11 protein-coding genes are annotated in these 12,763 nt (G+C 63.2%); 4 read left to right on the top strand and 7 right to left on the bottom strand.

The features are described 5' to 3' along the window. Window positions 1–100: 100 nt before the first annotated feature. Window positions 101–589 (bottom strand): hypothetical protein, encoded by a 489-nt coding sequence (locus K3725_RS02100; protein WP_260017218.1) that lies wholly within the window; start codon window positions 587–589, stop codon window positions 101–103. Window positions 590–796: 207 nt separating this feature from the next. Then, window positions 797–1,438 carry an NAD(P)H-dependent oxidoreductase gene (locus K3725_RS02095; protein ID WP_260017217.1) on the bottom strand — a complete coding sequence of 214 codons (642 nt, stop codon included), beginning with the start codon at window positions 1,436–1,438 and terminating at the stop codon, window positions 797–799. Window positions 1,439–1,552: 114 nt separating this feature from the next. Here K3725_RS02095 and K3725_RS02090 point away from each other — a divergent pair, with 114 nt between their 5' ends. Next, complete coding sequence (locus K3725_RS02090) at window positions 1,553–1,930, top strand: helix-turn-helix domain-containing protein (protein ID WP_260017216.1); 378 nt, start codon at window positions 1,553–1,555, stop codon at window positions 1,928–1,930. A 17-nt stretch (window positions 1,931–1,947) separates the two neighbouring features. Here the strand turns inward: K3725_RS02090 and K3725_RS02085 are convergent, their stop codons facing one another. From K3725_RS02085 to K3725_RS02075, 3 genes are all read right to left on the bottom strand, one after another. Continuing rightward, a complete protein-coding gene (locus K3725_RS02085; RefSeq protein ID WP_260017215.1) occupies window positions 1,948–2,148 on the bottom strand; it encodes a DUF6525 family protein in 201 nt (66 codons plus the stop codon). A gap of 61 nt (window positions 2,149–2,209) precedes the next feature. Next, complete coding sequence (zigA, locus tag K3725_RS02080; RefSeq protein ID WP_260017214.1) at window positions 2,210–3,412, bottom strand: zinc metallochaperone GTPase ZigA; 1,203 nt, start codon at window positions 3,410–3,412, stop codon at window positions 2,210–2,212. 205 nt (window positions 3,413–3,617) lie between these two features. Continuing rightward, window positions 3,618–4,463, bottom strand: coding sequence for a LysR family transcriptional regulator (locus K3725_RS02075; protein WP_260017213.1), 846 nt, complete (start codon window positions 4,461–4,463; stop codon window positions 3,618–3,620). Window positions 4,464–4,589: 126 nt separating this feature from the next. Here K3725_RS02075 and K3725_RS02070 point away from each other — a divergent pair, with 126 nt between their 5' ends. Next, window positions 4,590–6,056 (top strand): sulfatase-like hydrolase/transferase, encoded by a 1,467-nt coding sequence (locus tag K3725_RS02070; RefSeq protein ID WP_260017212.1) that lies wholly within the window; start codon window positions 4,590–4,592, stop codon window positions 6,054–6,056. A gap of 53 nt (window positions 6,057–6,109) precedes the next feature. Continuing rightward, window positions 6,110–6,502 (top strand): hypothetical protein, encoded by a 393-nt coding sequence (locus tag K3725_RS02065; protein WP_260017211.1) that lies wholly within the window; start codon window positions 6,110–6,112, stop codon window positions 6,500–6,502. Between the two features lie 91 nt (window positions 6,503–6,593). Here K3725_RS02065 and K3725_RS02060 read toward each other — a convergent pair whose 3' ends face one another. Both K3725_RS02060 and K3725_RS02055 read right to left on the bottom strand, forming a co-directional pair. Beyond that, window positions 6,594–9,791 (bottom strand): 2Fe-2S iron-sulfur cluster-binding protein, encoded by a 3,198-nt coding sequence (locus K3725_RS02060; protein ID WP_260017210.1) that lies wholly within the window; start codon window positions 9,789–9,791, stop codon window positions 6,594–6,596. A 16-nt stretch (window positions 9,792–9,807) separates the two neighbouring features. After that, window positions 9,808–10,260: a MarR family winged helix-turn-helix transcriptional regulator gene (locus K3725_RS02055; protein WP_260017209.1), complete on the bottom strand. Its 453-nt coding sequence runs from the start codon at window positions 10,258–10,260 to the stop codon at window positions 9,808–9,810. A 174-nt stretch (window positions 10,261–10,434) separates the two neighbouring features. Between K3725_RS02055 and K3725_RS02050 the strand changes: the two genes are divergently transcribed. Continuing rightward, complete coding sequence (locus K3725_RS02050; RefSeq protein ID WP_260017208.1) at window positions 10,435–12,723, top strand: arginine/lysine/ornithine decarboxylase; 2,289 nt, start codon at window positions 10,435–10,437, stop codon at window positions 12,721–12,723. Window positions 12,724–12,763: the final 40 nt, after the last annotated feature.

Genomic DNA, 12,763 nt, shown 5'->3' with positions numbered 1-12,763 from the left:
GGGAAAAGCCCTGCATGGCAAGGTGCAAGGGGATTTGCGGCAGACAGCGGAGCAATCTGAGGCGCGGCCTGCCGCGCTGCCGCAACGTGCCCCGCCCGGGTCAGTGCGCTTTGTGGCTGTACTCCTGTTCCAGCAGCACGACACCCACCAGCACATAGTCAACCGACACCCCCTCCCCCCGCAGCGGCAGGTAGATTTCGGACGAGCTGCGGTATTCCGGCAGCGGTCCGACATAGGGCAGTGCAGCGAGCAATGGCCGGGAGGTGGAGGCGACTTCGTGAAAACAGCTCCAGATCATGGAACCGGGTCCAAAGCCGGGATGTTCCGAGAGCCGGGTGCCAACGTATTTGTTTCCCAGCGTGTTGATGATCTTGTTGCGGACGTACAGCGCTTTGAAATCGGCGGCTGCGCCGGTTTGTGTCCGCTCAATTTCAAAGACTGACAGAACGTTCGGAGCCGGGCGGGCATTTGGCAGTTCAAATTGAGTGAGCCGCGGGAATTCCCCGTCTTCCGCGGCGTTCCGCCAGTGGTAAAACACTTGCTTCAGTTCCGGCTGCAGTTCGCCTGCAGAGAAATCAGAAGTAAACACGCCTTGGCTGCCCCCGGCACAATCACACCACTCTTCGGCCCTATGGAAGCGGCAAGAGCCGTGCCTGAAAAAGTAACACACAGCTGTTAATGTAGCCTGAAATCAGCACATTAAAGGATTCAATTCGATTTGATTTCCATATGCGCCTGCAAAGGGGGGCAGGCAGGCGGCCGGAAATGCCGCCTGCTGCTGTCATACGGAGAATGCTCAGGCGATTTCTGTCACGATGGTTTCACGGGACTTGCGCACTTTTTTCATCGGCAGCAGCCAATCACCGTCTTCCTGCCGGTAGCCAAGCGGAAGCAAGAGGACAGAGCGCAGGCCCTTGTCCCTGAGGCCCAGAATTTCGTCGATCTTCTCCGGCGTGAACCCCTCCATCGGGGTGCTGTCGACCTCCAGCTCAGCCGCGGCAGCCAGGGCAAAGCCCAGCGCGATATAGGCCTGACGGGCGGCGTGGTCGTGGTTGGTGCTTTCTTCGCGCGGCAGGTAGGTGGCCTTCAGATTGTCGTAATACTGGTTCAGCATCGGGATCTCACCGCGCTCTTCGGTCATCTGGCGGGTGACGGCGTCGATCCGGTCCTCGGAGTAGTTGTCCCAGGCGGCAAAGACGATCAGGTGCGAGCCGTCGGTGATCTGCGCCTGGTCCCAGGCGTGCGGGCGGATCTGCGCGCGGATCTCCGGGTTGGTGATGACAAACACCTCGAACGGCTGGGTGCCGGAGGACGTCGGCGCCATCCGGATCGCCTCGATGATCTGGTCGACCTTCTCCTGCGGGACCGCCTTGGCAGTGTCCATTTTCTTGGTGGCGTAGCGCCAGTTCAGCTTCTCGATCAGGGTGCTCTTGCTCATGTGTCCGGTCCTTTCAGGAAGGGTGGTATAAATTTGTAACCAGCTATATAAGCGGCACCGGAGAGGGCACAAGAAGGCACATTCCTGAGCCCCGGTAACACGGAAGGTACCACCATGGCGGATGGGCAATGCCCGGAGTGCGGGCGCATCAACGAGGTGCTGTCACGGGTTGGCGACCGCTGGAGCGTGCTGATCGTGATCTCATTGGCGCAATACGGCGTGCTGCGGTTCAATGAGCTGAAACGGCATCTGGGGATTTCCCAGCGGATGCTGAGCCTGACTTTGCGTGAGCTGGAGCGCGATGGGCTGGTGAGCCGGACCTATCACCCGACAATCCCGCCCAAGGTGGAATATGCGCTGACGCCCTTGGGCGAGTCGTTCCGCGAACCGGTCAGGGCGCTGGGGCTTTGGGCGCTGGAGCATCTGCCGGTGATCGACGCCGCCCGGGCGGAGTTTGACGCCGCGGCGGAGGCGGAGAAGAAGACCGCCTGAGACGGCGGTCTTTGTGTCTAGTTCCGGAATGCCCAGACGCGGGCGTCCCGTTTCAGCATTGCCTGTTCAGCGGCGTCCATCCGTGCGGCCGCGGCCATGGGATCGCGGCTGCCGCCCGCCTTGGTCCAGAGCCTGAGCGCCGACGCCGGGCTCCAGGGCAAGCAAGCGGACGCCAGCCACTGCCGCAAGGCCGGCGGCAAGGCATCGTAGGCCTGCATTGGATCCCCTGCCCTGCGCCGCCGTTTCAGGCGGGAGTTCAGATTGCGGCGCACCCGGCGGTCAGCCATTGCGGCGCCAGCTTGGGAAGGGGTCGTCCAGCATGTCCCAGGCCGGGTTGAAGCCTTTCGCCGTTTCCGGCATCAGGCAGGCGTCCAGCCGTGCGGTGATTGCCGCCCTGTCGAGGCCTGCACCGATGAACACCAGTTCCTGCCGCCGGTCACCCCAGGTTTCGTCCCAGTTCTGCAGAAATTCCCGCCGGGCCTCAGGATGGGAGGGCCAGCGTTCCGCTGGAACCGCAGCCCACCACAGGCCCAGCGGCCGGACCGAGGAGATTGCCCCGGCCAGCGAGAATTCAGCGGCCCATTCGGGCCGGCTGGCCATCCAGAAATGGCCCTTGGCCCGGATCACCCCTGGCAGGTCGCCATTCAGAACAGCGTGGACCTTGGCAGGATCAAAGGGGCGCCTGGCCCGAAAGACAAAGGAGCTGATGCCGTATTCCTCTGTTTCCGGCACATGATGCTCAAAGCCATAGAGCTCCTTGGCCCACAAGGGATGCTCATGCGCCTTGTCAAAATCGAACCGGCCGGTGTCGAAAATACGGTCCCCGTCAACTTCGGAAAAATCGGCGTGGATCACCTCGGCATCGGGGTTCAGCGCCTTGATGACCGCCATTGCCGCGGCGGTCTGGTCGGCGCCTGCATCCGACACTTTGTTCAGGATGATGACATCGGCGAATTCGATCTGATCGGTCAAAAGGTTGACCAGGGTGCGGTCGTCCTCCGCGCCCAAGCTTTCACCGCGGTCGCTCAGGAAGTCATGGCTGGCGAAATCCCGCAGCAGATTCACCGCATCAACCACCGTGACCATGGTGTCCAGCCGGGCCACGTCCGAAAGGCTGGCGCCCTGCTCGTCCCGGAAATCAAAGGTCGCAGCGACCGGCAGCGGTTCCGCAATGCCCGTGCTTTCGATCAGCAGGTAGTCAAAGCGCCCTTCCGCCGCGAGGCGGCGCACCTCTTGCAGCAGGTCATCGCGCAGTGTGCAGCAGATGCAGCCGTTGGTCATTTCCACCAGTTTCTCGTCCTGGCGCGACAGCTCCGTCCCGCCGCGCACCAGGTCCGCGTCGATGTTCACCTCGCTCATGTCGTTGACGATCACCGCCACCCGGCGGCCCGCCCGATTGTTCAGAACATGGTTCAAGAGCGTGGTCTTGCCCGCTCCGAGGAAGCCCGAGAGCACAGTTACCGGCAGCCTGTTATCCATCATGTGTAAATCCATATGTTATATCATAACAATCATGTTGCAGATAGCAGCCCGCCTGCCGGGCCGCAAGGCTGAATCCATCCGCCCCGCCCTAAGCGAAGGCACCTGCCGCTGGCCGCGGAGCTTTGAGTGCTTTTGGAAAGATGAAAAGAAACAGCCCTTGGATGTTCGCGCAAGCCTTCACTGAACACTCTGCGCCAGGATGCACTTACCCAAATCCGGCGGGCAGTTCAGCTGTGATCCACTCGCAAAAGGCCTCTGCCGCAGCGCCCGGACGGTCCTTCAAACGCAGCCAATAGGCCCGCTTGGGCGCCGTCACATCTGCATCAGCGGCGAGAAGCCGTCCGGTCTGCAGCTCCGGGCGGACAAGAAAGGAAGGGCACAGGGTCCAGCCAAGACCATCTGCGGCCAGGCTGACAGCAGCGTGCACGCTGTCGACTTCAATGGATTGGCGGGTCGCGCGACCCGTGAAACGCGGTGACTTCAGCCATTCCGCAAACAGGCTTTCCTGGCCGCTGATGCGGATTACGGGAAGCGGCCCTTCTTCGGCGCAGCCCGGTGCACGAACCGCGGTAAGGCTGCATTTCACGAGTGCCCTGGCAGGCGCCGGCTGGACCGGGCCGCCAAGGTAGATCTCCGCATCCGGGTCGTAGCCGTGCCGTTCCGGCCGCCAGAGGGCAGTGCGGGTTTCCACATGAATACCAGGATGACGGGCATGGAACCCCGGCAGATTAGGGATCAGCCAGCGCAGGGCAAAACTGGCGTTGCAAAGGATCCGCAGGCGGCTGCTCTGCGGCTGACGGTAGCGTTTCAGCGCGTTGGAGATCTGCTCCAGCCCCGGAAAGACGTCGCTGTAAAGCTGCGCACCAGAGGCAGTGAGCGACATCCCGCGCGGCTCGCGGGTGAACAGCTGCAGTTTCAGGTGGGTTTCCAGCGCTTGCATCTGCTGGCTGAGCGCGGCCTGCGTCAGCCCGACCTCCTGCGCGGCCAGTGTCATGTTGCCGAGCCGGGCCACGGCTTCGAAGTTGTGCAGCCACTTCAGAGGTGTCACCATGCCAGTCCATAAATTTTCTTATGACCTCATTGCAGATTTATCTATTGGATTGCCGCGCGGATTTCCAGAACACTGCGGCCTGCCCGCCTGGCCATTGCGGCTGCGGCGGCTGGATGGGAGGTCCCGATGAGCAAGCAGCCGAATTTCCTGGTCATCATTTCCGACGAGCACCGCAAGGATGCGATGGGCTGTGCCGGGCATCCGATTGTGAAAACGCCAAACCTGGATGCGCTGGCGGCGCGCGGCACAATATTCACCGCGGCCTATACGCCATCGCCCATGTGCGTGCCGGCCCGGGCTGCGCTGGCCACCGGCGATTGGGTGCACAGGACCGGCCACTGGGACAGTGCCACGCCCTACAGCGGCAGCCCGCGCAGCTGGATGCACGCCCTGCGCGGCGCAGGCCGCGAGGTGGTGTCGATCGGCAAGCTGCATTTCCGTTCCAAGGAAGATGACAACGGGTTTTCCGAGGAAGTCCTGCCAATGCATGTGGTAGGCGGCGTGGGCTGGGCGATCGGCCTGTTGCGGGAAAACCCGCCGCCTTACGGCTCCGCCGCCGAACTGGCCGGCGATGTCGGCACCGGGTCCAGCACCTACACCGATTACGATCTCGCCATCACCGAGGCAGCAGAGGCCTGGCTGTTGGATCCCAAGAGGAACTTGCAACCTTGGGCGGCGTTCGTGTCCCTGGTCAGCCCGCATTACCCGCTGACCTGCCCGGAGGAATGGTACAGCCTGTACGACCCGGCTGAGGTGGACCTGCCGGTGGGCTATGGCGGGGGGCTGCCGGATCATGAGGAACTGCGCAATATCGCGGAGTTTTTCAACTACGATGACTACTTCGGCGAACAGAAGATGCGCGAGGCCAAGACGGCCTATTACGGGCTCACCTCCTTCATGGATGACTGCGCGGGCCGGGTTATCAAGGCGCTGGAGGACAGCGGCCAGCTGGAGAACACCGTGATCCTTTACGTCTCGGATCATGGCGACATGATGGGCGATCAGGGTTTCTGGACCAAGCAGGTGATGTACGAGCAATCGGCCGGGGTTCCGATGATCGCCGCCGGGCCGGGAATTCCGGCAGGGCATCAGGTGGCAACCTGCACCAGCCTGACCGACATCGCCGCCACCGCACGCGAGGTCTGCAGCCTGGCTGAGGCCGAAGATCTGCCAGGCGTCTCGCTGCGCAGGATTGCCAATGCGCCCTATGACGAAAGCCGAACCGGCTTTAGCGAATACCATGACGGCGGATCGAAAACCGGCGCCTTCATGGTGCGCTGGGGCAAGTGGAAACACGTCTATTACGCCGGGATGCAGCCGCAGCTGTTTGATCTGGAGGCAGACCCGCATGAGCAGGTGAACCGGGCGATGGACGCGGTGAATGATCCGGAGATCAAGGCGGCGCTGGCTGAGGGCGAGCGGCGGCTGCAGATGATCTGCGATCCGGAGGACGTGAACCTCCGCGCCTTTGCCAGTCAGCGCCGCAGGATCGCGGAACTGGGCGGCGAGGAGGCCTGCCGCACGGCCTACGTGTTCAACCACACGCCGACGCCGGACGAGCAGGAGAGGATGCGCGAAGGCCCGGCTCTGTAGCGCTTGCCGTGCGGACGGCCCTTGCCTAGGGTCGCAGACGGGAGGGCCGTGCCATGACATTGGAAGAGGCAATCGCAACCCAGCCGGTATGGGTACAGATCTGGGTCAACATCCTGTTTCTGGGCGCCTTTGTGCTGCCGCTGGCGCTGCTGTTCTGGAAGCCCGGCCGCCTGGCGGGGCTGGTCACTGTGGCCGCTAGCGTGCTGGCGGGAGTTGGAGTCTACTGGCTGTATGGAAAGCTGGGATATGTGCGGCTGCTGGGGCTGCCCCATGTGATCCTGTGGACGCCTCTGGTCTTCTGGCTGTGGCGGCAGCGGATGCGGGTGGATATGCCCGTTTGGCCGCAGCGGATCATCCTGCTGGTCTGCGCGGTGATCGCGGTGTCGCTGATGTTTGATTATGCGGACGTCGCCCGCTATCTGCTGGGAGAGCGGCAGGTGTTCTGACCCGCCGCCGCCCCGCGCGCAAAAGTTTTCAGCAAAACTTTTGGCAATTTTCTTTCACAAGAAAATTGGGCCGCGCCGTCCAGCACGCGGGCTAGAGATCAATCTCCAGCACGCCGTCCGGTGCCTTCGCGCGGGACTGGCAAAGAATAATGGCACCCTCGCGCTGCTTGTTCGACAGCACAAAATCGCGGTGCTCCGCCTCGCCGGCAACAAGCCCGCATTTGCAGACTCCGCAAATCCCGTCGGAACATTTCACATCCACGTGGATGCCGTTTTCGGCGAGTGCCTCGGTTGCGGTCTTGTCCGCTGGAACCAGGATCTCGCGGCCCGATTTTGCCAGCTTCAGGGTGAAGGGATGGTTTTCGTATTCAGGCTGTTCGGGAACCGAGAAGTATTCCATGTGGCGGGCCTCTTCCGGGAAGCCATTGGCTTCTGCCGCCTCCAGTACGGCCTGCATGTAGGCTTCCGGCCCGCAAGTGTAGACATGGCTTCCAGGGCGGTACTTCAGAACCTCCCCAAGGTCCGCCCGGGTGCCTTGATCGGAGAAATGCAGATGCACTTTATCAATCCAAGGCACCTCAGAAAGGTCCCTAACGAACCCTGCACTTGACTTTTTCGAACATGAGTAGCGGAATTCGAAGTCCCGGCCCAAAGCGTGCAGGCGGTGGGCCATTGCAATCATCGGCGTCACCCCGATACCGCCGCCCATCAGGTAGGATTTGGCGGCATCCTCCACCAGCGGGAAGTGGTTGATCGGCTTGGAGATGAACACCATCCGCCCTTCTTCAAAGATCCGGTGCATCAGCCTGGAACCGCCGCGGCCAGCATTCTCGCGCAGCACCGCAATCTGGTATTTCCTGCGATCAGCGGGATCGCCCGACAGCGAGTATTGGCGGAAAAATTCCGGCGCGACGACCACGTCGATATGTGCACCGGCTGCTGCCGGCGGCAGCAGAGAACCGTCCGGCAGGGAGAACTCATACTTGGTGACAGCCTCCGTCATGTGCTCAACCATCGACAGGCGCACCCGCATCACCGGGGCGTCGCCCTGGCCGGCAGTATAGACATGTTCCGGCGGCAGGCCTGCCGCACGCCGGCGCTTGTGCTCCGCCGCTGGGATCATGGCCTGATAGGCGGCGATACCGGCCTCGCGGTCCATCGGCGCGGGCCAGGCATAAGGAGGCGGTGCCAGTGGCGCCGGATAGACCGCCAGGGTCTGATCCTCGAACTTCAGGTCCAGACCCTTGGAGAGCTTGCGCGCGTTGACAGGGTGCTTTGACGGCAGATACGCGCCGTCGTCCTCCATCTCCAGGTCCCACCACCATTTCTTGACCGCGTTCACCTCACCGTTGCCCAGCGCGTCGTCGAGCTTGGCCAGGAGCGGCGCACTGCCGGGCACATTCATCGCCGCCCAGCGGAACGGCGCTTCGGCAAACAGGCCCTCCAGGTTCCAGGGGCAGGTCTTCATGCAGCGGCCGCACATGGCACCGCCGGGCACAGTGACGCGGTAAGTGGTGCATTTCTGGCTGTCGGACTTCCAGATCTCGTAGCCGTTGAACATCAGCTTCGGCCCGGCGGTGATGGCGCCGGAGGGGCATTCACGGGCGCATTTGTTGCAGGCCTCGCAGAAGCGCTGCAGGCCGAAATCCACCGGTTTGTCGTGGGTCATCGGCAGGTTGGTGGTCACGGCACCGGATTTCAGGCGGGGGCCGAGGAAGGGGTTCAGGATCACCTCGCCGATGCGGGAAACTTCGCCAAGGCCGGAGAGCAGCAGCAGCGGCGGCTGCAACACCTCGCCGTCCATCACCGAATGCACCCGGGCGGTATAGCCGAGGTTGCGGATCTGCTGCGCGATCACCCCGCCCAGGAGCGAAAACCGCAAGTAGGCACGCATCGACTGGGCGCAGGCGATCCAGTCGTCGCCGGAGGCGCCCTCCATCGTCTCATGGCCCTGGTCGATGATGATGCTGATGGCGTTTTCGTGGTAGGGCGCCAGGGGTTCGCCCGCCGCGTCATGGGAGTAGTAGGCCCAGTCCGGGCAGCGTGAGATACCCACCGCGTCGCAGCCGAGGAAATAGGCTGCGGCCTTGATACTGGCAGCATTGCGGGCGGCATCGGCGGCGCTGTGGTCAACTTGCGGCGCGGGTTCGCCGTCCTGCAGCAGCACGAAGGCCGCAAGCGAGGATCGGAAGGCAAAGGCGGAGGAGGACTTGCGGACATAATTGCCGTTCTTCGCCGCCTCTTGCGGGCCTTTGCCAAGGTCGCCGAACAGGGCGCGGGCAAACATGTCGGCGCGTTTCGGGACGCGCGCGACGTTCACCTCGTCGATGTAGGTGGTTGGATCGTCCACCCGTTTCAGGGTCTCGAACGGGTGCGGGCCGTCCATAAAGCGGCGCTTGGCGTATGGGTCGCGGGCGACGGCGCTTTTGGCGTGGGTGCCAAGGCCCAGCCGGTACGCAAGGCCCGGTGCCTGGCCCGGCACCAGCGGCAGATCGGCGGCCAGCTCCAGCGTGGTGGTGACGGCGGCGATGCCGAAGCGGGTGCCGAGGAAGGGGTTTGTCAGCACGCCGTCCTCAGAAGTGGCGAGCCCGGCCTGCACCGCCAGCTGGCCCAGATGCACATCACTGGCGGCTCCGGTATGGGCGCGCGCCTCCCACCCCAGGAGGCGGATGTAATTGGCGAGCGTCACTACGGTTTCCGCCGCCCGCAAACAGGCGCGCTGGTCCTGCGCATCCGCCAACCAGTCAGTGCCATCTTCCCCGGCCCCGGGGTCGCGGGGGAATTCATAGACATAGACCAGCGCATGCGTGTGGTGGCGGCAGTCTGCGGGCGGGGCTTGCATCGCCTCGCGCAAGTTTGCCATCACCACGTCGATGCCGGAGGCGAAGGTCTTGGTCTGTTTCGTGCGCAGGGTTTCCGCCAGCGCCGCCACATCCGGGTTCACCAGCGGCGCGTCCAGCCAGGCGCCGGAAGGCACCGCGCAGGCACCGGCCAGAGAGGCGTCGCAGAAATAGCCGAAGGCCTTCATGTGATCCGTGCGCTGCTGCGGGTCCGCAGGAATTTCTGCGCCTTCCGTTTTCACCAGCCCTTCGCGGGTGGCGTCCAGCATCGCCTGATAGTCGCGCATAGCGTTGACGATGGAGAGCGGCGCATCGGGGCGGCGGAAGCTGACCTGCGTCATCGGCGGCTGCGCTTCGGGTCTGTCAGGGGCCGCCTGCCGTGCCAAGGATTCCATCGGGTACGGCCCCAGGTGCACAGGCCGATTGCGGTAGGAAAACAGTTTGCCCATGGTTGCCCCCGGAGATTTACAGTTTGGCGACGATGCGCGGCTCGTCCTGCAGCAGCTTGACGGCGGACTGGCGGAGCGCGGCCAGTTCTGCGCCGCTCAGCTTGGCCTCAAAGTACGCCGCGTTCTCCTGCGCGATGGGCAGCACCGCCTGCAGCGCCGCCTGGCCCGCGGCGGTCAGCGCCACACGGATTGAGCGCCCGTCGCCCTCTCCGCTGCGGCGGGTGATCAGCCCGCCGGCCTCCATCTGACGCAAGGCGCGGGAAGTGGCGGTGCGGTCGATGCCGATGAAATCCGCAATCTCCGATGGGGTCGCCAGTCCCTCTTCACCCGCTGCCAGCAGCACGCACCAGGTGACGCGGGTCAGCCCGTATTCGGCGATGCGCAGTTCGAAGCGGCGTTCGATCACACGCGCCAGCATGGTGATCTGGTAACCGAGGGAGTGATGCAGATGGAAGCGTGTCTGTGTCATGATAATTGACAATGTCAACTATCTGCCCGTCAAAAGCCAGCGAATTCTGCACATGCCCTCTTGGCGGACTCTACGGATCGGCGTAACGCGAATTGCGCCCTGCCGCGGGCGTTGCATCATTGCGGGCAGCCTGTATCCTCAAAAACAGGGCTGGATACCCGCCAGGAGAACAGCATGAAATTCCGCTTTCCCATTGTCATTATTGACGAAGACTTCCGCTCCGAGAATTCCTCAGGCTCCGGCATCCGCGCCTTGGCACAGGCCATCGAGGATGAAGGTTTTGAGGTGCAGGGCGTGACCGGCTATGGCGACCTGTCGCAGTATGCGCAGCAGCAGTCCCGCGCCAGTGCCTTTGTGCTGTCCATCGACGACGAGGAATTCACCCCCGGCCCCGATCTGGATCCCGCGGTAGTCGCCCTGCGCACGTTTATCGAGGAAGTGCGCTGGAAGAACGCCGACGTGCCGATCTACATCTACGGCGAGACCAAGACCAGCCGCCACCTGCCCAATGACATCCTGCGCGAGCTGCACGGCTTTATCCACATGTTCGAGGACACGCCGGAGTTTGTCGCGCGCCACATCATCCGCGAGGCGAAGAGTTACCTGGAAAGCATCCAGCCGCCGTTCTTCAGGAAGCTCTTGGATTATGCCGAGGACGGCTCCTATTCGTGGCACTGCCCGGGGCATTCCGGCGGCGTGGCCTTCCTGAAAAGCCCGGTCGGGCAGATGTACCACCAGTTCTACGGCGAAAACATGCTGCGCGCGGATGTCTGCAACGCGGTGGAGGAGCTGGGGCAGCTGCTGGACCACAACGGCGCGATTGGGGCCTCGGAACGCAATGCAGCGCGGATCTTCAACGCCGATCACTGCTATTTCGTGACCAATGGCACCTCGACCTCCAACAAGATGGTCTGGCATCACACGGTGGCACCGGGTGACGTTGTGGTGGTGGACCGAAACTGCCACAAGTCGATCCTGCATTCGATCATCATGACCGGTGCCATCCCGGTGTTCCTGAAGCCGACCCGCAACCACTGGGGCATCATCGGCCCGATCCCGCATTCGGAATTCGAAATAGACAGTATCAAGGCCAAGATCCGCGCCAACCCGCTGCTGGAAGATGTGGATGCCGAGTCGGTGAGGCCGCGGATCCTGACCCTGACTCAGTCGACATATGACGGGGTTCTCTACAACACCGAGGTGATCAAGGGGCAGCTGGACGGTTACGCCGAGAACCTGCATTTCGACGAAGCCTGGCTGCCGCATGCGGCCTTCCACCATTTCTACGGCAGCTATCACGCGATGGGCCGCAAGCGGGCGCGCACCAAACACTCGGTGACCTATGCCACCCAGTCGATTCACAAGCTGCTGGCGGGCATCAGCCAGGCCAGCCATGTGCTGGTGCAGGACAGCGAGGAGACCAAGCTGGACCGGCATCTGTTCAACGAAGCCTACCTGATGCACACCTCCACCAGCCCGCAATATTCGATCATCGCCAGCTGTGATGTGGCGGCGGCGATGATGGAGCCGCCGGGCGGCACCGCGCTGGTCGAGGAAAGCATCATGGAGGCGCTGGATTTCCGCCGCGCAATGCGCAAGGTCGATGAGGAATACGGCGCCGATGACTGGTGGTTCCAGGTCTGGGGGCCGGAGGAGCTGGCCGGGGAAGGCATCGGCAGCACCCGGGACTGGGTTCTGAAGAAGACCGATGCCGACGGTGTGGAGGCGGGCGGCGAGGACAGCTGGCACGGCTTTGGCGACATGGCACCGGGCTTCAACATGCTGGACCCGATCAAGGCCACCATCATCACCCCGGGCCTCAATCTGGACGGCCGGTTCGAGGACTGGGGCATCCCGGCTTCGATCGTGACCAAATACCTGGCCGAGCACGGCGTGGTGGTGGAAAAGACCGGGCTCTATTCCTTCTTCATCATGTTCACCATCGGCATCACCAAGGGCCGCTGGAACTCGCTGCTGAGCGCGCTGCAGCAGTTCAAGGACGACTTTGCCCGCAACCTGGCCGTGCCGCGGGCGATGCCGGAATTCTGCGCCAGCCAGCCGCGGTATGAGCAGATGGGCCTGCGCGACCTGTGCGCGCATGTGCATGCGCTTTACGCCAAGAACAACGTGGCGCGGCTGTCGACCGAGATGTACCTGAGCGACCTGACCCCGGCGATGAAGCCAAGCGAAGCCTTCAGCCATATCGCGCGGCGCACCACCCAGCGGGTGCCGATCGACGATCTGGAGGGGCGCATCACCACCAGCCTGGTGACCCCCTACCCGCCCGGCATTCCGCTGCTGATCCCGGGCGAGGTGTTCAACAAGAAGATCGTCGAATACCTGAAGTTCAACCGCGCCTTCGGGCGGGAATGCCCGGGGTTCGAGACCGACATTCACGGTCTGGTGCAAGAAACCGGCCCCGACGGGCTGACCCACTACTTCGCCGACTGCGTGGCGGAATAATGCAAAAGGCGGCCGTGTTTCCGCGCGGCCGCCCCAGCAC

The organism is Leisingera sp. S132 (genome assembly GCF_025144465.1).
Lineage (GTDB): Bacteria > Pseudomonadota > Alphaproteobacteria > Rhodobacterales > Rhodobacteraceae > Leisingera.
Note: the sequence above shows the minus strand (reverse complement) of the source record. Positions and strands in the feature narration are given on the sequence as shown.